Origin of the sequence: Parachitinimonas caeni (genome assembly GCF_030129945.1) — a bacterium.
Classification (GTDB): domain Bacteria; phylum Pseudomonadota; class Gammaproteobacteria; order Burkholderiales; family Chitinimonadaceae; genus Parachitinimonas; species Parachitinimonas caeni.
This window is the reverse complement of record NZ_JARRAF010000019.1, coordinates 78477-97765: the sequence shown is the minus strand read 5'-3', so window position 1 is coordinate 97765 and position 19289 is coordinate 78477. Positions and strand designations below refer to the sequence as shown.

The following is a 19289-nucleotide window of genomic DNA, read 5'->3' as shown; positions in this document are numbered from 1 at the left end:
CAATGAGATCCATGGTTAACACCCCAGGTTTCTCCGGCAAAAAGCCAGATGGTTGCACAACCCGGGGTGGCAACTATTGGATGCCGATTACCCCGGATACCTGGAAAGATTTGCATGCCGATTTACAGGTAAACAGCTGATCGCTACTCTGCGGCCAGACGAAGCGGCCCGTGTGCAGTCGCCGGACACAGAGCCAGACGCCATTGCCATCCCACACCAGCAGCTTGATCCGGTTGCCAGCCCGGTTGCGGAAGGCATAGGCACTGCCATCGGTGGGGGTGCGCCCCAGGCTTTGCTGTACCCGCAGCGACAGGCCATCCACCCCCAGCCGGATATCCACCGGCTCGACCGCCAGAAAGACCTGAGCCGGACTCAGTGCACTACTCATGGCAATTGCCGCAGTAGCGCCAGCACGTCGGTCGCAGACCAACTGGCCGGCAGACTCAGCTGCCAGCCAGCGGGGCTGCGCAGGGTCAGTCCCGCCCCTGCCTCTGGCACCCGCACGGTGACAGGGACCAGCTGTAACGGCGCAACCGGTTGGGCCTCTTCCCTTGGCCGACGCAGCCGCTTCACCCAATACAGAAAGCTCGGCAAGGCCAAACCCTGCTGTGCACAATACGCCTCTGCCTTCAAGCCACTCTCCCGCCACTGCGCAACCTGCGCCGCTCGTCCTGCCCAAGTTTCGCCTTCCCGTCCCATCCGCCTGCTCCGTTCATCTAAATCCCAGAGTCTGGCGTCTTGACGCCACGAGCGGTAGGTGGGGCGATCGGACGGATACGGGAAAACGGTGGCGGCGGTAGAGGCCACGGCTCATGCCAGTATCTTAACCTGCCGTTTGGGCCGACGTTAACTTGTCAGTACCCAACACACTATGTCAAATATGTCGCATAGCCCCAAATGCGGGCCGGATCAATAAGCGGCTTATCCAATCTCATCTATCCCCTGCGTAACATAATGTTACGCAGCGAAATAATTCTTGAATTATATCGGTTATTGATAGAGACTATGAATAACTTAATTCGAAGATGTAAATATCAGGCAATGAAAACATTGGCGATATACAACCCGAAAGGGGGGGTGGGTAAGTCTACAACTACGGTGAATCTGGCCGATGGTTTTGCACGAAGGGGTTTGCAGGTCTTGGTGGTTGATCTAGATCCGCAATCCAATACCAGCAATACCATCACCGGCGTGTCACCCAGGAAGTTGCACCTAACGGGTTTTTCAATGATTGAAGACCCGAATATCCCAATTGTTGAGTGTATTCACGAAACAGTATTTGAAAATGTCCATATTCTTCCCATGGTAATGAAGCTTCGGAAGTTAGAGCCGGAGCTATGGAGAAGAGATACGGATTACTTGCGCATCCGCCTTGCAAGAGTGGCTGAGTTTTATGATATCTGCTTGATCGACTGTCCTCCGAATTTGGGAAAGCTGACCATGATGGGCTTGGTGGCGGCAAGCCATTATCTGACGCCTATCAAGAGTGCAGATCGATATAGTCTGGATGGATTCGACGATTTGACGGAAACAGTGGCTGAGGTTCAGCGCGAGAAAAACAAGGAGCTGCGTTACCTGGGCGCGCTGCTGACCATGCATGATGGTCGTTCGAATATTTCAAAGCTGATCGCGAGTGATCTGGAATCCAAGGTCGGGGACCATATCCTTTCCAATAGCATTCCACAGTCGGTGAAGATCAACGAGTGCATTGACGCGAAGAAGTCTATCTTCGCCTTGGATGCGAATTCATCGGTGGGGCTCGCATTTGCACGATTGGTGAAAGAGATCATGGTCAAGATGGGGTACATCGATCATGACGATTCAGACACGGGCAATAGCCAACCAGACGAGGTGAATGGTGAGTAAATCGCGGCCACGGACGCTGGAGGAGATGCGTGCCGCCGCACGCAAGCGAGATCAGGAGTTGAAGACGGATACGGTGGATGTTAATCGCGAGATTGCTTCCGCTTTAATCCACGTAAAACCTCCGACGGGAGTGTCGGTATCTTTGCCAGTCGCAAATATCTGTCGTAGCCCTTATCAGCCACGAGTCGTTTTTCCGCAAGATGAACTAGAAACGCTGGCGAGAGATATCCAGTTGAACGGCTTGCGGCAACCTATCGAGGTTCGGCGAATTCCTGGCAATTCGTATGAGCGGTATGGCGCAACACGCGTCGTTGAAGGCCAACTTTATGAATTGATCGACGGTGAACGTCGGCTTCAGTGTGTTGAGAGCGTTCTGGGCTGGTCAGAAATCCATGCTTTCATTATAGAAGCGGATGATCAGGAAGCTGCCGTACGCGTTACATTGGCCAACTTGTTTCGCGTGGATCTCTGTGATTATGAGCGTGCTCGCGCTGCCAAAACATTGCTTGATACGAATACTGCGTCCAGCCAAGCCGATGTCGCGACGATGATGGGTGTGAGCAAGATGACCATTACTCGGCTAATGGAGTTCTTCGCATTACCTGCGGAAGCGCACCCTATTCTGCAGATGAATCCTCGATGTCTGAGTGCTACGTTTGTTTCAGAACTTGCCAAGTTTACCGATGAAGGATATGGCGACTTGGTGGTTGATTCAATTCGACGGGCAGCCGAGGGCAAGCATAAAAATAAAGCCATTATTGCTTACATTCAGAAGCAGTTGCGTCCGAATAGCATTGGCGATACTACGATCAATCTGGTTGCAAATTCAAATCATCCGATTGGTAAGTTATCGCTTAGTGGTCGGAAAATTTCTCTGATGTTGGATAAGTCGGTGAGCGTCGATAAGTTTTACTCGGCGATGAAGAAGACACTGGAGGAATTTGATATGGCTCATCTGGAAGTTGAAGAGTCTGATGGCCATTCCGAGTAGAGGGTTTTGTTCTACGCGTAACATTATGTTATCGAAAGCTTCGTGAACGCCTACTGGCATAGGCGATATTCAGGCACTTAGCGCTCTGATTTCTGGGAGCATCAGGCCATTTGATATGGCGACATTATGTGACGTGAAAGCAGGAGAGGACTGGGGTTGTGTGGATATGAGGCAAACTATGTAAATACTTCAACAACGGCAAAAACTACAAAAGACAAAGCCCTTGAGCTGCAACTCAAGGGCTTTGCCTGAACTTGGGGTGTAAACCTACCCACCATCCAAATCCAAGGTCTTGTTTGAATGGTAGGTTCTCACTCCCTCATCGTCAAGTAAATTGATTCGACGAGGTACGTGACATGCTATTCAAAAGCATTGGTCAGCGGGTGGCCTGCGCCGTCAAAACGGCGTAATGACGGTCAGCCTGCGTTCTGACGCCCCCATTCGGCCCCTTCGCCCAAGCACCGCAGCCATTGCGCTGGAACCGCCGTTCCCGCACATCCCCCCGCTGCAGCGCATTCTGGAAGAAGCGCCCTACATCGCCCGTTGCTCCGACAACAAGACCGCGACCCGTACCCGGCCGCGCGACTACGCGATGCGCTACCCCTATATGCAGATCAACCGCTCCGGCGAAACTGCCGGCAGAGTGTCCTGGCTGATCTTCGACCTCGACCACCCGGACTTCCGGATCTGGGAACGCGCCGGCCTGCCCGAACCCAACCTGATCGTGCGCGACCGCACCCGCCCGAGTGCCCACCTCTACTACGCCATCAACCCGGTCTGCACCTCCGCCAATGCCCGCTCGGCACCGATGGAATATATGCGCGCCATCTACAGCGCCATGGCCGTGCGCCTCAAAGCCGACCCCAACTACCACTCCGGCCCGGTGGCCAAGACACCCGGACACCCCTGGTGGATCACCACCGAACACCACGGTGCCGTGTTCCCCCTGCAATACCTGGCCAAGTGGGTCGAGCCGGAACTGGCCCAGCCCCGCCCCTGGAGCAAAGGCCCCGACCTCGATGCCGTGGCTCACTCCCGCCACTGCACCCTGTTCGAACAACTGCGCTTCTACGCCTATGCCATCGTGAACCGGCAGCGCGAAGAAGGCAGCTTCGACTGCTTCTACCAGCTGCTGATCGCCTTTGCCGAACAACACAACCGCTTCCCGCAATTTGCCGCCGGCCCCTTGCCCTGGTCCTCGATCAAAGCCACCGTGCGCTCGGTGGCGCGCTGGACCTGGGACAAATATCGCGGCTACCGCCGCACCTGCCATCGCGGGGTGATGCAGCTGTCACAAGCCCTGTCCGTGGCCACCCGCCAACGCCTGAGCGCGCAACGGACCCACCAGGTCCGCCGCAACGCCACCGCCGACAAGATCCGCCAGGCCTGCCAGCAACTGCTCGCCGCCGGCCAGACCCTGACCAAGACGGCCGTGGCCAAGCTGGCCCAGCTCTGCCGGCAGACCGTCGCCCACTACCAGGACGTGCTCGACCATTGCCAGCAACCGCCCGACCTAAGCAAGGCAGAGGGGGGTGAAGGCGAGAAAAGGGGTGTTAATGATGGTGTCTATCAGATATCTGCGGCTGCGGGGGTCTTTGAGGAATCTAGCCGAACGGATGATATTTCCCATGAGGTCACCACGAGCGCGTTAGAGGGTTCAACGCGCGTGATGCAACCGGAAGGGGATGTTGAGGGGGAGGTAAACTACAGCATAGCCGGTCAAGTACGCCCTATTTCACCTGAGGGGCGTTGTCAGCGACGGTTGGATGGTCGTGAGGACCTTACCCCACCCATTAACATTCAGAAAGGAATCACGATGCTATTACCGCACTTGAGAGAACAGACGACATGCTCCGTTAAGGATCTGATCCAGGCGGCACTCGACGAGCGTGGGGAGAGGGTTGACTTTGCAGTATCCAAGACCTTTGCCAGTGAGCATTCCGATCATGGCAGGGGATCGCTATTTGATGAAAAAACGCCAGATGAGATCAATCTCATTTATTCCCAATACTTTGAACAGCAATGCAAGGCATTTTCGGAAGTTCTTGGTGTCCCGGAATTTAGAGGCGCTTCTGATGAGGCCCCAGACTGGATGCATGGTCTGGACTGTGACCTAGATGGCGATGAAGTGTGCGTGTGGAAAACCGAAGAAGCTACCTTATGCCTGCAACAATGTTGGACCGGACGTTATGGTGAAGTCTGGATATGGCTCTCTGCGGGCTGATGCTCCGGTTTAAACAGGTTTTGGGGGATGGTTTATGGTGGGGATGGTTAAACAAGTCATTATCTTAGTGGGTATGGGGAGTTTATGAATACTCATCTATCTGGGTGGGTAACCACTTTGTGGTGGTCCGCCCCCGACACCCTCAACAGAAAGCTGGTTAGTGGCTAGCTTGTGCTTCGATTTTGGTGCACGAGCCCAACTTAACGAAGATCAGTTGAACACCATTCGATGACTACGTTATCTTGGTGCCCAAGTGCGGCTGAAAAAGAATCATGTCAAGGCTTCTTTTCATCAGATTTCTTACGAGAGGTATAGCCTAGTCGTATCCCTACTCGAAAAGGAGGAGATTGGCTATCAGCTCGTTGACTGAATAGCTAGGTTCTGTTTCTTTAATTACCAACCTACGGTCATTTATAAACTAGAGCATGGTTGAGTCAGATAAACCGGAACCGTTTCACGTTCAACACCGACTTGCCCACCTGACTCAACAAACTCATATTTACAACTGACCACTGGTTTCTAATTAATGCGACCGAACCAACCCTAGTACGCGATGGCACCGATATCGAGGTTGCCTGCCTTGGTGCGTGGCGCACTGTTGAAGTCGCGCAGGCCGGTTAGAAAGCCATCGAGTGGGCGTGCCCTACCCCGCGCGGGTGAGGCGGCAGTCGGCGCAAAGTTGAAGTTGGCGCTATCTACGAGTAGTGGGTTGGCCGATTGACTGTGGCCATCCTGGCCGCTTAGCTTTTGCCAGGTGGCTAGATTGGTCGCTGTACTGCCGGCACGTTGCCAGCCTCCACCATCCGTTGTTTCGCTGAAGTACAGATTTCCGTCGAGTGTGACTGGCGCGCTGCTTTGCTTCGTTACCTCGCTATAGAAAAGACCTTGGCTGTTAGCCTGCACGATATTGTTGGCCAGCAGATTGTCGCTGGCGTAGTGCTGCACCAGAAATTCGCCAGTGCCGGTTTGCTTGCTGTCATTTTCGAACAGGGTGTTGTTGACGAATTGGCAATGGTCGGTGCCACCCCGCTGGGCGTCGTAGCCTCCGATGGATATCCCGGCTTGATTATTGCGATAAACCAGATTGTTGCGTACCAGAACGTAATCAGCTTTGCCCTGTGCTTTTTCGCTGGTGACTTCGATGCCGATATCGGCTTGCGCAACCCGGTTTTGCTCGATCAGCAGCCGCGTGCCACCATCGACATAGAGGCCACCGGCACTATAGTTGTTGCCATAGGCCGGATTCCCGTATGACGAGATGTTGGTCACGATGTTGTTGCTGATCAGGCCATCACGGGCACGGTCATAGGCCGGATCGGGAGAGGTGCCCTCGTAGCCAATGATGTCGATGCCGATATTGTTGTTGTCGTGCAATCGGTTATGGCTGACGCTGAAATACTGCACATTGCCATTGATGGACAGCGATTCGCTGGAGCCCGTTTTGAGCTGGTATAGCTCATTGCCATTGATCGTCAGGGCGTTGATGCTGGCGGGTGCCCGGTTGCCATAAACAGCAATACCGAAGGCGTTGCCGCTGGCACTGTTTACGGTGGTCTGAATGTCGTGGATGCGGTTGTCGCGCAATTCGATATGGCTGCCGGCACCGCTGACGTAAATCCCGGCAGGTGTCGCGCTGGCCGTGTTGGAAACATAGTTGCGGAGCTCAAAGCCGCTGACGCGCACGTAGCTGACGTCGGTCAGCTGGAACAGTCCACTGGTGCCATTTGGAACCCGTATGCCGTTGCCGTCGAATACGGGGGTCTCGCCCGGATAAGCCTCGATGCTGAGATAGCCTTCATTGGCTGTGCCGGAGCGATTGATTGTCACCTGCTCATGGTAAATCCCACCCCGCACCAGGATACGTGTGCCGGGCGTAGCACTTGCCAGGGCCCGCGTCAGCGATGCCCAGGGCTGATCGCTGCTACCTGACCCTGAGTCGCTGCCATTGCTGGCGACGTAGTAAGTAGCGACCACTGATGGGGTTGTCGGCACCGTGTAAGCCAAGCCATAGCGCTGATTGGTCAGCATCTCGGTCCAACTACTGCCGACCCCGACATAGAACCGTGTGCCGGCGAACTGCGACAAATCCAAAGGTGTGCCCAGTGCATCAAGCAGGGTAATGGCTTGTGTGGTGCTAAACAGTGGCGCCGGTTCTTGCCCTGGCGGGAGCGTTTGCCAGCCAGTGGCGGTGTGGACATACAGCGCTGTGCTACCCGGTACCGACGCCGCCAGCCACAAGGACTGCGTGCCACCCTTATCTGGAGTCAGCGCCGGTAGGCTGAAGTACAGCTCGCTGGCGGAAGGCGTACCCGCCGTGATGGCGCCAAGCCCGGCCAATTCAGCCTGGGCACCACCACTGGTCAAGCTGAGAAATGCACCTATCCAAACACTTCGCTTCATTCCGTGCTCCTTCTCGTGAAGAGATCTGTCGTGCCTAAAGCGGCGCCAATGGCATGGATAGCTCTGGGGATTCCCGGTGAATGGCGTCGCCGGGTTTGATGATGGCTGACACACCGATTCCGAGCAGTGTACTGGCGAAATGCGTCAGCAAGGGTACTCCCATGATCATGATGTTGCCCCGATCGCCAGGGATACGATGCAGGCTTTCTGACGGTAAATGGGTGATCAGTTCGCTGTAAATGCGTTGCACTTGCCGCAAATCGGGTTGCGTCGGGTCTTTCGCCACTCGGGAGCGATACCTGATGTTATCTCTATCGTGCGCATCGCTCTGCACGCCAAAACCGGCCAGGAGGTTTATCTCGGTTGCCGGTATTTTCGAGCTCTCGTGTGTGGCTTCAAGGTGGGCTGCCTGAGCAGAGGAGGTCATGGATCAACGATCTGGATAAGGCGCGAGTCAGGCAATTTGTCTGCGGTGTGGAAAGCAGCCGTGGGTGGCAATCGTGTTTCTGTGCTCAATCGCTTTGTCCAAAGCCAATTGGGTCCAGCGCACAATGGGCGCTGGCGCATTGGCATGCAGGGCTTCGAAGGTTTGTACCGACAAATCTTGTAGACGCAAGTCTTCGGCATGTTCCAGGGGCAGATAAAGAAACAGTCGCTCGGGGTAAGAGAGCCGGGTTTCGAGTTCAGTGCCGAGTGCCGCTAGGCAGAGTTGTAGCGCGATGTGGTCATACGCAAAGGCGCGTGCCTGGCCGCGAAACGCGTTGCGCGGAATTTGATCGAAAAGAATCACGGTAGCGACATAGCGTTGTGCAGCAAGCAGCGGTTCGGGTGAGTTCAGTGCATTGGCAAAATAGTCATCGCCAGAGATGACAAGTTGCTCTAGCCAGGGGGCAAAATTGTCTCGGCAAGCGCGATCGAAGTGGGTATCCGGCCCCAAAAACCAGAGCGGAACCTTGCTTTGGTAGTAGGCGTCGTTGATCTCGATGCTCCCGAACCAGAATTTGTGCAACGCAAGCAGATTGATCATGGTCATGTTGTACCGAAATCGCTATCTAAACCTGGCAGCTGCGAAATGGCTAGCCGGCCGGCGCAATCTCAGCCATTTGGAAATCCTATACTTGAACCGGAATAAAGGAGTTTTTCAACTCCTGATGGATCAGTTTGCCTTGCGGAGATTGGATGATCTCGGGGTAGCAAATTAAAGCCAGTCGATCATGGTGTACCGGGGTGTCTGGGACGCGCTCCAAATTCAGGCGCTGGGCGAACACCACTTGCCCGGGCAAAATGCCAATGCCAGCCCCGGAGTCAACCAGATTCGCAATCAATTCAAGATTGGTGACTTCGATCTGGTCGCGTGGCGGTGTCGCCCAGTTTGACAAAATACTGGTCGATTGCAGCAAATCAGGGTTGTAGATCAGGCTGTTGCGGTATTGGCGGGGTGAGCGCCATACCGCAACTTGATCGCCGCCGATATGTTTGGTGATCAGGCCGGGAATCGTGAACGGGTTCATGACCAGTCCGAAGTCAATTTCGCCCAGCGCGACGCGGCGATTGATCTCGGCTGAACTGCCGTTGATGATGGTCAGATCCAGTTCATGCCCGCCTTCATGTATCGCTTTCAGAAAGCGTCCTAGCACAAACATTCCAACAGACGGGTGGCAGCCGATCGAAAATCGCAGCTTGCACTTGCCGCCTTTCATATTCGCCAGCAAATGCATGGCGGACTCGGCGTCCGGCAGCAGGGTGCGGCCTTGCGGCGTGAGTTGGATCCCATTCCGGCCGCGAATGAAAAGCGGGGCCTTTAATTCATTTTCCAGCTTTTTGATCGCCAACGATAAAGACGGCTGCGCCAACCCCAGTTTGTCAGAGGCTTCTGACAGGGTTCTGGAGTGCGCTACGGCGACAAAGTATTCAAGATCCTTGAATGTGACAGACATATTGTATTTTACCTATCGCTGAGATTGGGCTTCGATAGTATTCATCTCAGCCGGCTCTGCCCAATAATAAAAAGAAGAGGGCTGCTTACCTGACTGGCAATCCGCCAGTCAGCCTACTGAAATCAGGAATGCGTGTTGAGGGACGCAGCAATTCTGGCTGGCGCCAGGCGTTCACAGCCGCTCGCATCAGCCATGCTCAGCCTGCCTGACAAACAGCAAGGCGGCCACCCTCATGTAATTAAATCCCCGCTAGCCTCAACTTGCACCGCAATGCATGTGGTCAGGCGCAGCTTTGCCTGCGCCAGCGCTATGCCGGCCCAAGTCAATGTCTCTACAACAGAAAAAAATCCGGAAAAGGAGGAGAAATGCTGGAGTTAATGCCGCAGTTTGAACTGAAGTCGAACCACATCACTTCTGCTGTATTAGCGCAAGTGCTGGAGCTGGCAAGCCATGCCGGGTCGATCGAGCATAGTGCTCAAATCCCACTGGTTCAAAAAATCATTCAGAAAATGTTATTGCAGCAGCCGTTGGACTTCATTCTGCCTGCCTTCCCCGCCAAGAGCCCGAATCTGACCAAAACCAGTGGCATTCACCCCGATCTGGGTGAGGTGCTGGCCTTGGCCAAGTTGAATCGCATGTGTGAACGCATCAGCGCCGTGTATGCGCCAGGTGCCCAGGTCTTGATTTGTTCTGACGGGCGCGTGTTTAGCGATGTGGTATTGGTGAACGACCAGGAAATCGATGTGTATTCAGATGGGATTCGCGAAATCATCCACGATTTTGCGCTTGCCCATTTGCAAACTTTCGACCTGGAAGACGCCTACCCCGTACCGGACGGGCCTACGCTGCGTAAACGGCTGGTGGACGAGTATGCGCTGTCATTGGAGCAAGTACGGGCCCTGGTGCAAGACGACACCGACTATCGGGGCCTGTTTAACGGTGTACATAAATTCATTCTGGAAGATCGCATCGATTTACCCCAGAACCAGGATCTGAGCAAAAACCAGGTGGCCAAGCAGGCCAAGCAAGCCACCTATGAGTTACTGCGTCGTTCTGACGCTTGGTCGATGTTGTTGAAGCATCGATTTCCCGATGCGCTACGTCTTTCGATTCATGCCTATCCCTTACAGCACGAGAAGTTCGGCATTTCACTCGTGCCGGCGGCGGAGCGCGTGGCGACGCCCTGGCATAACGTCACGCTCTACCACGGTGCCGGCCATGAGCTAATGCATTGCCGTCAAGCGCTGGCCCTGGGCGCACAAAAAAAGTTCTACAAGGAAAAATATGCTTACTACGAAATTTGAGGGCTTTGAGGGTATCGCGCTGGCGCGCCATCAGGAGTTCTCCGATCAGGAGTTGCTGGCCTATGCGCGCTCGTTAAGTCGCCAGTCCGGCCCGCTGGAGCAGCAATTACTGCATTGGGACTTCGGCCCCATCATGCATATGCATTACCAAGCCGAGGCGGCGAATTATCTGTTTTCCGATGAATGTGTGCCGCTGCACTGGGATGGCGCCTTTTTTCGCGAACCTGCCGCTTTGCTGTTTTATTGCACAGAGACCGATGGTGAGGGGGGCGACACGATTTTCTCGAATACCGAGCGACTGTGGGAGGCTTTGAGTGCGAGCGAGCAGGCGCAATGCCGCCAGATCAGCCTTAAATACACCACTGAGAAAAAAGCCCACTATGGCGGCGAGATTCATGTGTCGCTGGTGCAAACCCATCCCATCAGCGGCAAAACCATCTTGCGCCTGGCGGAACGGGTCGAGACAGCCAAAAACCCGGTTACGCTGGAAATTTTCGGCGTGGCAGACGCTCAGGGCTTTTATCAAAGCATGGTCGAAAAACTGTATCAGCCACGCTTTGTGTATCAACACCGCTGGCAAAAAGGGGATTTACTGATTTGCGACAACTTCACCTATTTGCATGGCCGACGTGCGCTTGGCAGTAATCGCAGCCGGGCATTTAAACGGGTCCAAATCCTCTGAGCAAGGTGAGTGCTGATGTCACATATATCATCCGATACGGCGTTTCTCGCCTATAAGAAGCAATGTTCAACTATGGCGTTCCCCTCGCAATTTGCCCACTATGCAAAAGCCCGGGGCGCTGCGTATTACTGGGAGCCAGGGAAATTTTTTGTGGTCACCAGCGCCACCTTGGCGCGGGAGGTCTTGTCCAGCGCCAATTACAGCGCTGATCGCGGCGCCTTTTTTATCTCCAGAATGCCTGAGATGGATTTGAGCCTGATCGGGGACTTCTTTTCGATCGTGAAAAAAATGATGGTGATGAGCGACGATGAGGCGCACATCAAGCGTCGTCGGCTGGCTCATTGCGGTTTTGAAGAGCACATTCTGGAACGCTTCACACAAACCGTGGAGCAAACCGTGAAAACCTTGGTAGGCCAGGTCAAGCAGACGCTACAGCAGGCGCCGGGCTTTGAATTTGTGCATAGCCTGAGCAAGCAATTGCCATCCACCGTATTGGCAGACTTTTTCAGCATTCCAGAAGCTGACCGTGAACACTTCTTTGAGTCTGCGAATTGCATGACCGGCTTCTTTGGTGGCGCATCCAGCTATCAGAATGAAGACGGAATCCGCGTCAACCGCGCGGCACGCGCCCTGAAAGAATATTTTGAAAACCTGATTCATGAGCGGCGTGGTGGCAATGGCACAGACTATGTCTCGATCCTGCTGCGTGCGCAGGCGGCGAGCGGCTTGAGTGATGAGGAGCTGATTGCACAATTGATCATGATGCTGGTTGCTGGCCAGGTGACGACCACTGACCAGATCAACAACATCATGTATTTGTTGGCGGCTAACCCTGAGATTGCCATGGAACTCAAGCAGGATCGGGAAAAACTGGGCAACGCGCTAGAAGAATTCAAGCGGTTTGACCCGGCCGTTACCTTCATCTTCAGAGTCGCACGCACAGATTGCGAATTGGGTGGATTGCACTTAAAACCCGGTGATGTGATTTTTATTGCAAACCACTGCGTCAGCCGCGATTTACCGGCAGAAACACTGCCGGACACGATTCAGATCGCGCGCAGAACCCCGCATATGGCGTATGGACATGGTGCTCACCACTGCTTGGGCGCCAAATTAGGCCGGTTGGAAATCCGTTTGCTGTTTGCCGAAATCCTGCGCGAGTTGCCGCTGCTGCGGCTCGACCCAGCCAAACCGGCTGTACGCGATCATTATTCGCTCTCATTTTCTGGCTTTTCGCACTTATCGCTGTTGGCGGGTTAAGGTGGACGCTGGTATGGGCGGGGGGGCCCGCCCTTGGCGCGCAGCAATCCGGTATCAGGCAAGACGGCGCGACCTGAATCAGTAGGCCAACAGAACCTCCTCTTTTCTCCCTCAGACACAACCGGTGAATCTCAAGTCTTAGCGGGATAAAACCTCTGTTCGCCCACCGTGCTGACGCTCGTGCAAGGCGAGCCCAATCTTTCAGCCTCGACATCTATGGATGCCGAAGTGGCGGCCTTCATCACAATCCTCCAGAACCATACTCGGAACAAGGCTATACCGTTGCCGAACAGTCCTGCTTGAATCTCAAGATGCGGCGGGTCGGCAGCGCCGCGATGCCAATCCTGCCAAAGCGAGCATCCATATCGCTGGCGGTATCACTCACTTCCACAATTGCCAGAGATTGCACGCAGCGCCGGGAAATCTACCCGCAATCGCCTGTCCGCAAAAAATGGCATCAAAAAATATTCCTATTGGCTTGTCCAAAATTATTTAAGCCCCACAGGCTCAGCGAACTATCTCACTTGAATATGAGAAATACACCGTTGCAGCCGGCTGCGATGGTGTTTTCGAATTTACTTTCTCGCTGACGCACAAACACCTAAATAGGTTTGCGCGGCGATGCAATGAGTTTCTGGTGAATTGTCTGATCAATACCCGCTGCGGAAAGTGTGCATAAAGCGGCATTTTCAACTTGCTTTAACTGGCGCCTGTGTACGGAATTGATCATCGTTGTCTTTTTAAAGGATGTTGAGCTGCCGATACTCTTGGCTTAGCGGGAGTTCCGAGCATCGGTATGATCGAATGGATACCCGTTAGTGCTTTCAGCGTATTGCGGTGATTGGCTGAATATTTAAGCCCTTTGATGTAGTAAGTGCACCAGATTTTATTACTTTTGGAGATATTAAAAAAGCAATTGGTGTTTTTACTAATTAAACCCACGTTTTGTGTAGGGCACTCCATTCATTGTGGCAGATTAAATGATAGATTCTCCTAATGCTGAAGTATTTGATACAGCTCGTAAGCCGCGTTGCTATTGGCATTCAAGGCTTTTACACAGGGGTGTTTGTCATGATTTAAACAAATTTCTTGTTTTGATGTGCTTCGTGTCAATAGCCAACTACCCATGGTATTGGCTGTGCGTATAGAGCGCCGCACGCGTTACCAGTATGGTGGGTGAGCGATTGTGCCACGGCTTGAGTGAAGGGCTTTTCTTAAGCACAGCATAAGCTGTCTATTTTGCAACGACATTCGCCACATGTTTTATGGATATTTGATAAGCCATCTTTCGAATGTCCCTGTACCAGAGTGATTTCTCAAGATTCCCTATCAATAGGCAGTAGAGGCAATCCATCTCAATTCTGAATTGACAGGGCGATCTTCAAATCACTCTTGTATAGATAAAAACTGGCGAGACGCATTTAATCCATCAATATATTATGTATTTGATGGAATTTGGGGGAGGAAGGTGTTGGGGCTATTAATGGTACGGAAATGTTCTGCTCTGTCAGACCAATATCCTGGTGGCTGGTATTGTTGATACTGATTTGGCAGTACTGATTGCGATGGCCATTTTAAACAGAGTGGTTTTGTCGTCCTGAATATTACCGCATTAACCCTTTGCGGACAGATCGGACGCATGCCAGGTCCGTAGCGTGCGTGGCGACTCAATACCTAACAACTATACCCTTGGCGCTGGGCTTATTGTTAGCCCACATGAAATCAACTAAGACGTCTCGGAAAACAAAACATGGAACTATCGGTTTACATACAAAGGGTTGGAGATCTTGCTGCATCAAGGCAGTTTGGCGTTACGGAACGGACGGCTAGCTCCTGGCGGCGAATGGAACGTGCGCCGAGTCCTCAGATTGCGTTGCGTATCGTTGAGGCGAGTGAGGGACTAATTGATTGGAAGGGCATTTATCAGCCTTATGCGCGTTATCGCTTACGCCAGGCGGCTCGGGTGCGTGGTGACGGTAAAATGGGGTCATCCAAAGTTTTAAATACTTGACGACCTGCTGATTCGCTTCTGACGTTGTTGGAATGGAATGAGTCGTAAAAACAAACACGGCCTGTGAAGGATCGCAAAGCGTGGCAGATCATTTAGCCGGAACAATGTCGTAAACTAGCACTTTGGTTTTGTTTGCATTATCCGATCTGAGTGTTTTATTTAAGACTATTGAAAAGGTTATTTGCCTTCTCCCTGATGGGTGTTGTTAACTTTATTTAGCCATGATATCGGCCAGTATCTTTGGATACTTTGGGGTTTGATTATTCCACTTTTAAATAGATCCATTTACGAGTGGTGCTTCATGGCAGTCATTTTCTGGTGTTCAGCAAGCCTCGGCCGGTATGTCGATCCCCTGCATGCCGGCCATTTTTTTGTCGTGGCCAGGGGAATTCACGTTTTGTAGCCAAGGGTGGGGGCTGCCTTGAGGGCTCTACGCCAAACGGCCAAGTTTGTATTACCCCTTGATTGAGGTGAAGTCGGTTGCCGTGACAAGGTGAAACACTTCCACGCCAAAGGAGGCGCCATGCTGTTCCGCTTAGCTAGGTTTTTGTCTCCCTATCAGACGCCAGTGGCGGGAAGGCAATTCGTTCAGGCGGATTTTGATAGCGTCAACCGACGGTCTGTTCAATGAGACGACATCTCGTCGCGACACCGTCGTGGTGGACTGAAGTGCCTCGGGCCGCCTTTGCGCGGTGTTCCGCAAGCGTGGCCCGTTGCGCAGATGCGGCGGACTTTAGCCCATCTCGGTACGGGGTGTTGGCGAGGCGGGGGATTGGGCTTTGGTTCGCCGTGCAGGCAACGCAGGATGCGATAGGCATGGCGTGCAGGCGATGAATAGGCAGTCGCTGGCGTGCTTCCCCTCTTCGGGCCAAGCGAGTGTCGAGTCGTTAGGCTCGATAACGTTGGAACCGCCGTTCCCGCACATCCCGCCGCTGCAGCGCATTCTGGAAGAAGCGCCCTACATCGCCCGTTGTTCCGACAACAAGACCGCGACCCGCACCCGGCCGCGTGACTATGCGATGCGCTACCCCTATATGCAGATCAACCGCTCCGGCGAAACCGCCGGCAGAGTGTCCTGGCTGATCTTCGACCTCGACCACCCGGACTTCCGGATCTGGGAACGCGCCGGCCTGCCCGAACCCAACCTGATCGTGCGCGACCGCACCCGCCCGAGCGCCCACCTCTACTACGCCATCAACCCGGTCTGCACCTCCGCCAATGCCCGCTCGGCGCCAATCGAATATATGCGCGCCATCTACAGCGCCATGGCCGTGCGCCTCAAAGCCGACCCCAACTACCACTCCGGCCCGGTGGCCAAGACACCCGGACACCCCTGGTGGATCACCACCGAACACCACGGTGCCGTGTTCCCCCTGCAATACCTGGCCAAGTGGGTCGAGCCGGAACTGGCCCAGCCCCGCCCCTGGAGCAAAGGCCCCGACCTCGATGCCGTGGCCCACTCCCGCCACTGCACCCTGTTCGAACAACTGCGCTTCTACGCCTATGCCATCGTGAACCGGCAGCGCGAAGAAGGCAGCTTCGACCGCTTCTACCAGCTGCTGATTGCCTTTGCCGAACAACACAACCGCTTCCCGCAATTTGCGGCCGGCCCCTTGCCCTGGTCCTCGATCAAAGCCACCGTGCGCTCGGTGGCACGCTGGACCTGGGACAAATATCGCGGCTACCGTCGTACCTGCCATCGCGGGGTGATGCAGCTGTCACAAGCCCTGTCCGTGGCCACCCGCCAACGCCTGAGCGCGCAACGGACCCACCAGGTCCGCCGCAACGCCACCGCCGACAAGATCCGCCAGGCCTGCCAGCAACTACTCGCCGCCGGCCAGACCCTGACCAAGACAGCCGTGGCCAAGCTGGCCCAGCTCTGCCGGCAGACCGTCGCCCACTACCAGGACGTGCTCGACCATTGCCAGCAACCGCCCGTCCTAAGCAAGGCAGAGGGGGGTGAAGGCGAGAAAAGGGGCGTTAATGATGGTGTCTATCAGATATCTGCGGCGGCAGGGCTGGGAAATACAACGTGCCGTCGAGTCGAAGCCAGGCGGGATGTTTCTGATGATGCGTTGTTGACCGGGTTGGTAGTGCGACCTAAACCCATTCCTTTTTTCAGATTAGTCGTTTCAGAGGCTTTCGCTCGGAATCGTTGTCTTGGGAGAGACATCACCTTGGCCAGGTGTCGGGCACGGCAGAAACAAAGTCTGTGGGAAGCATCTGAAATCGCGTTGTTTTCGGAAAATGGTATAGAGACTTTGCCTGGCGTTGTTCTCAAATCACCAACTGTGTAGGCCAAATGCGCGATTCAATGGCCCTGCAGCGATAATGCAAGCCATGCCCCGGCCGAGTGCGGTTTCCAGCGGACCGGCAATGCTGTCCCTCTCCTTGGCGTGTCTACGCCTTCACAGCCCTTTGCCGAGCCTGCTCTCGGGCCTGCCCAACGCTTTGCCGGGGCATCCTAATTTCTCTCCTCTTCAGGAATTCTCAGCATGCCAGCCAAAAATCGCAGTGACCTCAAAGGCCGCTTTGTCACCGGTAGTCGGCCGAGTCAGCAGGACTTCGCCGATCTCATTGATAGCCAGCTAAATCTGGCGGATGACAACCTCTCTCAAGGTGTGGGCAGTGATGGGCCTACGCTTCATTTTGGTTCTGACGTCCAGTTCACCAAATCACTGACTGCCGAAGCCAATGCCAGTTTCAAGGGCAGTCTGAATTTCAGCAGTGCAAAGGGCAACGACTTGACTCTGGACAGTTCTCTGACGCTGGCAAACGTGCAGATCAAGGGGATTGATAAAGATGTACTGGGGGAGAGGAGCGATAGCCTGCCAACCGCCTCTGCAACACGCCGTTATGTCGATCAGAAAGTGGCTGATCTTGGCGCAGGCCTGCTGATGCGTGGCGAGGTCCGGGTGGTGGTCAACGCTGAGACGATGGGCCAGGTAGTGATTTCGACGGATGCCGACCAACCCCCAAGCGGTTTGCCGAAAATTGATGGGGTCCAGCTGGTTAAAGATGATCTGGTGTTGGTGGCGTTACCCGCAAGAAGCGGGGTGAACCGGGTCTGGAAAGTTGCGGCCGGAAGCTGGTCGCCAGCAGGCCCCGAGTACGGCGCCGAGCCAGGACAAGACATGAAACTGAATGCGGCGATTCTGGTGAAGGATGGCACGCTGGCGGCAGGCACCGTCTGGAAGGTGACCGAGCTGGATGGCAAACAGAATCAGGCGGTGTGGACACGCTGGCGTGACCTCGACTATTTGAAATCCAGCACGGGTTTGAAAAAGCAGGGCACTTTACTGTCTGTCGATAGCGATTGGTTGAAAACGCAGATCGAAACAGGGATGGAAGGCAAGGTTAAGGTTGATGCGCCACTGCGGTATGAAGGCGGACGATTGGGGGCGAACCTGGGCAGCGGCATCAAGCTGAGCAGCGGCAAACTGGATGTTGAACCTGCAGCGTTCATCATGGTGATCAAAGCGGGCGATCCCTTGCCTGCGGTGACAGACGTGCCGGTCAATGGTTTGGTGGTGGTGGTCGGATGAGCGGCGCATTCAAGGTTCATCGCAATGGTCAACTGCAGGAGGCCAGCAGTCTGCTGGTTCGTACCGACGCAGACGGTTCGCCCAAGCTACTTCCGGTTCAGACTGTCTACACTCGCCCTGCCAATGCAGTGGCATTGCAGAGGATTCGTTCCTGGCTACAGCCGGCTGCCGGGGCGGCTACCTTGCTGCATGACGGCAGCACACTGCTATTCGGTCAGGCGGGTACTTATTCGCTGCTTGTACCTCACGGCGTCAGTCAACTCGCCGTGCTGCTGGTCGGCGCGGGTGCCAGCTTCCATAGTGGGGCCGGCGCAAAAGGTGGCGGCGGGCGGGTGCTGGCCGGCAATGCGCTAGCTGTCACGGCAGGCGAGACGCTTTCGATCGTGGTGGGGAAGGGCGGACGCACCGGCAGTGGCGGTGCTTATGTCAAGGCCGGCAACTCCTCGCTGACTCGGGGCGCATCAGGCGCTGCGCTGACCTATCTGGCTGCGAGCGCAGACAACCAGGATGGCAGTCCTCTTCCACCTGGCGGGGTCCAGCTGCCGGGTAAAGACGAGAAATCCGGGCTCATCGGCTTCAAAGCCTGCCCGTGGTCCGATGGGGGCGCCGACTGGCGTAAATCCGGTAACGGATCGGGGGTGTTGGCCTCGCCGGGCCTGGATGGGCTGGCAGTGGTTTCTCTGCTGCCCTTTCAACTCGCAACCCTGCCCTGATACGCGGAGCCGAAATGCCATCGCCACCCACTTCCTCCGCGTCTGCGCAAACCGCCCAGGCGGCCGCGTTTGAACTCTATGAACGCCGCCTCAGTGCCATCGAAGCCGCTCTGGCCGATGCTGCCATCCAGCGCGAATCCCAGCAAAAGACCTTGAGCGAACTGACCGAGGTTCTACACGACCTGCGCGACCTGATGGCTGCCTGGGAAACCACTCGCGGCGCCTTTCATGTGCTGCGGGCGCTGGGAAATGCGGCCCGCTGGCTGGTCACCGTGGGGGCCGCCGCCTTTGCCCTCTGGCTGTGGTTCAAGAATTCCCTGCACTGAGCGGCGCATTCTCCAGCCGATTCAACCTCT

The 19289-nt window shown here is 54.9% G+C and carries 16 protein-coding genes; 10 read left to right on the top strand and 6 right to left on the bottom strand.

Features of this window, described 5'->3' with window-relative positions; translation table 11 throughout:
* Positions 1–73: 73 nt before the first annotated feature.
* Positions 74–388: an IS66 family insertion sequence element accessory protein TnpB gene (gene tnpB, locus PZA18_RS15615; protein ID WP_284101794.1), complete on the bottom strand. Its 315-nt coding sequence runs from the start codon at positions 386–388 to the stop codon at positions 74–76.
* Complete coding sequence (gene tnpA / locus PZA18_RS15610) at positions 385–699, bottom strand: IS66 family insertion sequence element accessory protein TnpA (protein ID WP_284101793.1); 315 nt, start codon at positions 697–699, stop codon at positions 385–387. Before tnpA ends, tnpB begins: the two co-directional genes overlap by 4 nt.
* Before the next feature lie 306 nt (positions 700–1005).
* On the opposite strand from tnpA, the gene PZA18_RS15605 reads away from it, so the two are divergent.
* The 3 genes from PZA18_RS15605 to PZA18_RS15595 all read left to right on the top strand — a co-directional run bounded on the left by PZA18_RS15605 (position 1006) and on the right by PZA18_RS15595 (position 5081).
* Positions 1006–1866: a ParA family protein gene (locus PZA18_RS15605; RefSeq protein ID WP_284101792.1), complete on the top strand. Its 861-nt coding sequence runs from the start codon at positions 1006–1008 to the stop codon at positions 1864–1866.
* Positions 1856–2857, top strand: a complete 1002-nt coding sequence (locus PZA18_RS15600) for a ParB/RepB/Spo0J family partition protein (RefSeq protein ID WP_284101791.1) — start codon at positions 1856–1858, stop codon at positions 2855–2857. Before PZA18_RS15605 ends, PZA18_RS15600 begins: the two co-directional genes overlap by 11 nt.
* 409 nt (positions 2858–3266) lie before the next feature.
* Entirely contained in the window at positions 3267–5081 is a 1815-nt protein-coding gene (locus PZA18_RS15595) for a replication initiation protein (protein WP_284101790.1), read from the top strand.
* 543 nt (positions 5082–5624) lie between these two features.
* On the opposite strand, the gene PZA18_RS15590 is transcribed toward PZA18_RS15595, so the two are convergent.
* The 4 genes from PZA18_RS15590 to PZA18_RS15575 all read right to left on the bottom strand — a co-directional run bounded on the left by PZA18_RS15590 (position 5625) and on the right by PZA18_RS15575 (position 9418).
* Positions 5625–7481 carry a right-handed parallel beta-helix repeat-containing protein gene (locus PZA18_RS15590; RefSeq protein ID WP_284101789.1) on the bottom strand — a complete coding sequence of 619 codons (1857 nt, stop codon included), beginning with the start codon at positions 7479–7481 and terminating at the stop codon, positions 5625–5627.
* A gap of 34 nt (positions 7482–7515) precedes the next feature.
* Complete coding sequence (locus tag PZA18_RS15585) at positions 7516–7908, bottom strand: hypothetical protein (RefSeq protein WP_284101788.1); 393 nt, start codon at positions 7906–7908, stop codon at positions 7516–7518.
* Positions 7909–7935: 27 nt separating this feature from the next.
* Positions 7936–8508, bottom strand: coding sequence for a DUF924 family protein (locus PZA18_RS15580; protein WP_284101787.1), 573 nt, complete (start codon positions 8506–8508; stop codon positions 7936–7938).
* Positions 8509–8593: 85 nt separating this feature from the next.
* Complete coding sequence (locus PZA18_RS15575) at positions 8594–9418, bottom strand: LysR family transcriptional regulator (protein WP_284101786.1); 825 nt, start codon at positions 9416–9418, stop codon at positions 8594–8596.
* Between the two features lie 260 nt (positions 9419–9678).
* On the opposite strand from PZA18_RS15575, the gene PZA18_RS15570 reads away from it, so the two are divergent.
* The 7 genes from PZA18_RS15570 to PZA18_RS15540 all read left to right on the top strand — a co-directional run bounded on the left by PZA18_RS15570 (position 9679) and on the right by PZA18_RS15540 (position 19259).
* The gene (locus PZA18_RS15570; protein WP_284101785.1) at positions 9679–10722 is read left to right on the top strand and encodes an isocyanide synthase family protein; all 1044 of its coding nucleotides are present in this window, start codon (positions 9679–9681) and stop codon (positions 10720–10722) included.
* Positions 10703–11404 (top strand): TauD/TfdA dioxygenase family protein, encoded by a 702-nt coding sequence (locus PZA18_RS15565; protein ID WP_284101784.1) that lies wholly within the window; start codon positions 10703–10705, stop codon positions 11402–11404. The genes PZA18_RS15570 and PZA18_RS15565 overlap by 20 nt, the downstream gene beginning before the upstream one ends.
* A gap of 15 nt (positions 11405–11419) precedes the next feature.
* Positions 11420–12664, top strand: a complete 1245-nt coding sequence (locus tag PZA18_RS15560; protein WP_284101783.1) for a cytochrome P450 — start codon at positions 11420–11422, stop codon at positions 12662–12664.
* Between the two features lie 2841 nt (positions 12665–15505).
* Positions 15506–16972 carry a replication initiation protein gene (locus tag PZA18_RS15555; protein ID WP_284101782.1) on the top strand — a complete coding sequence of 489 codons (1467 nt, stop codon included), beginning with the start codon at positions 15506–15508 and terminating at the stop codon, positions 16970–16972.
* A gap of 198 nt (positions 16973–17170) precedes the next feature.
* Positions 17171–18220: a hypothetical protein gene (locus PZA18_RS15550; protein ID WP_284101781.1), complete on the top strand. Its 1050-nt coding sequence runs from the start codon at positions 17171–17173 to the stop codon at positions 18218–18220.
* The gene (locus PZA18_RS15545) at positions 18217–18933 is read left to right on the top strand and encodes a hypothetical protein (RefSeq protein WP_284101780.1); all 717 of its coding nucleotides are present in this window, start codon (positions 18217–18219) and stop codon (positions 18931–18933) included. Before PZA18_RS15550 ends, PZA18_RS15545 begins: the two co-directional genes overlap by 4 nt.
* A 14-nt stretch (positions 18934–18947) precedes the next feature.
* The gene (locus PZA18_RS15540; protein ID WP_284101779.1) at positions 18948–19259 is read left to right on the top strand and encodes a hypothetical protein; all 312 of its coding nucleotides are present in this window, start codon (positions 18948–18950) and stop codon (positions 19257–19259) included.
* Positions 19260–19289: the final 30 nt, after the last annotated feature.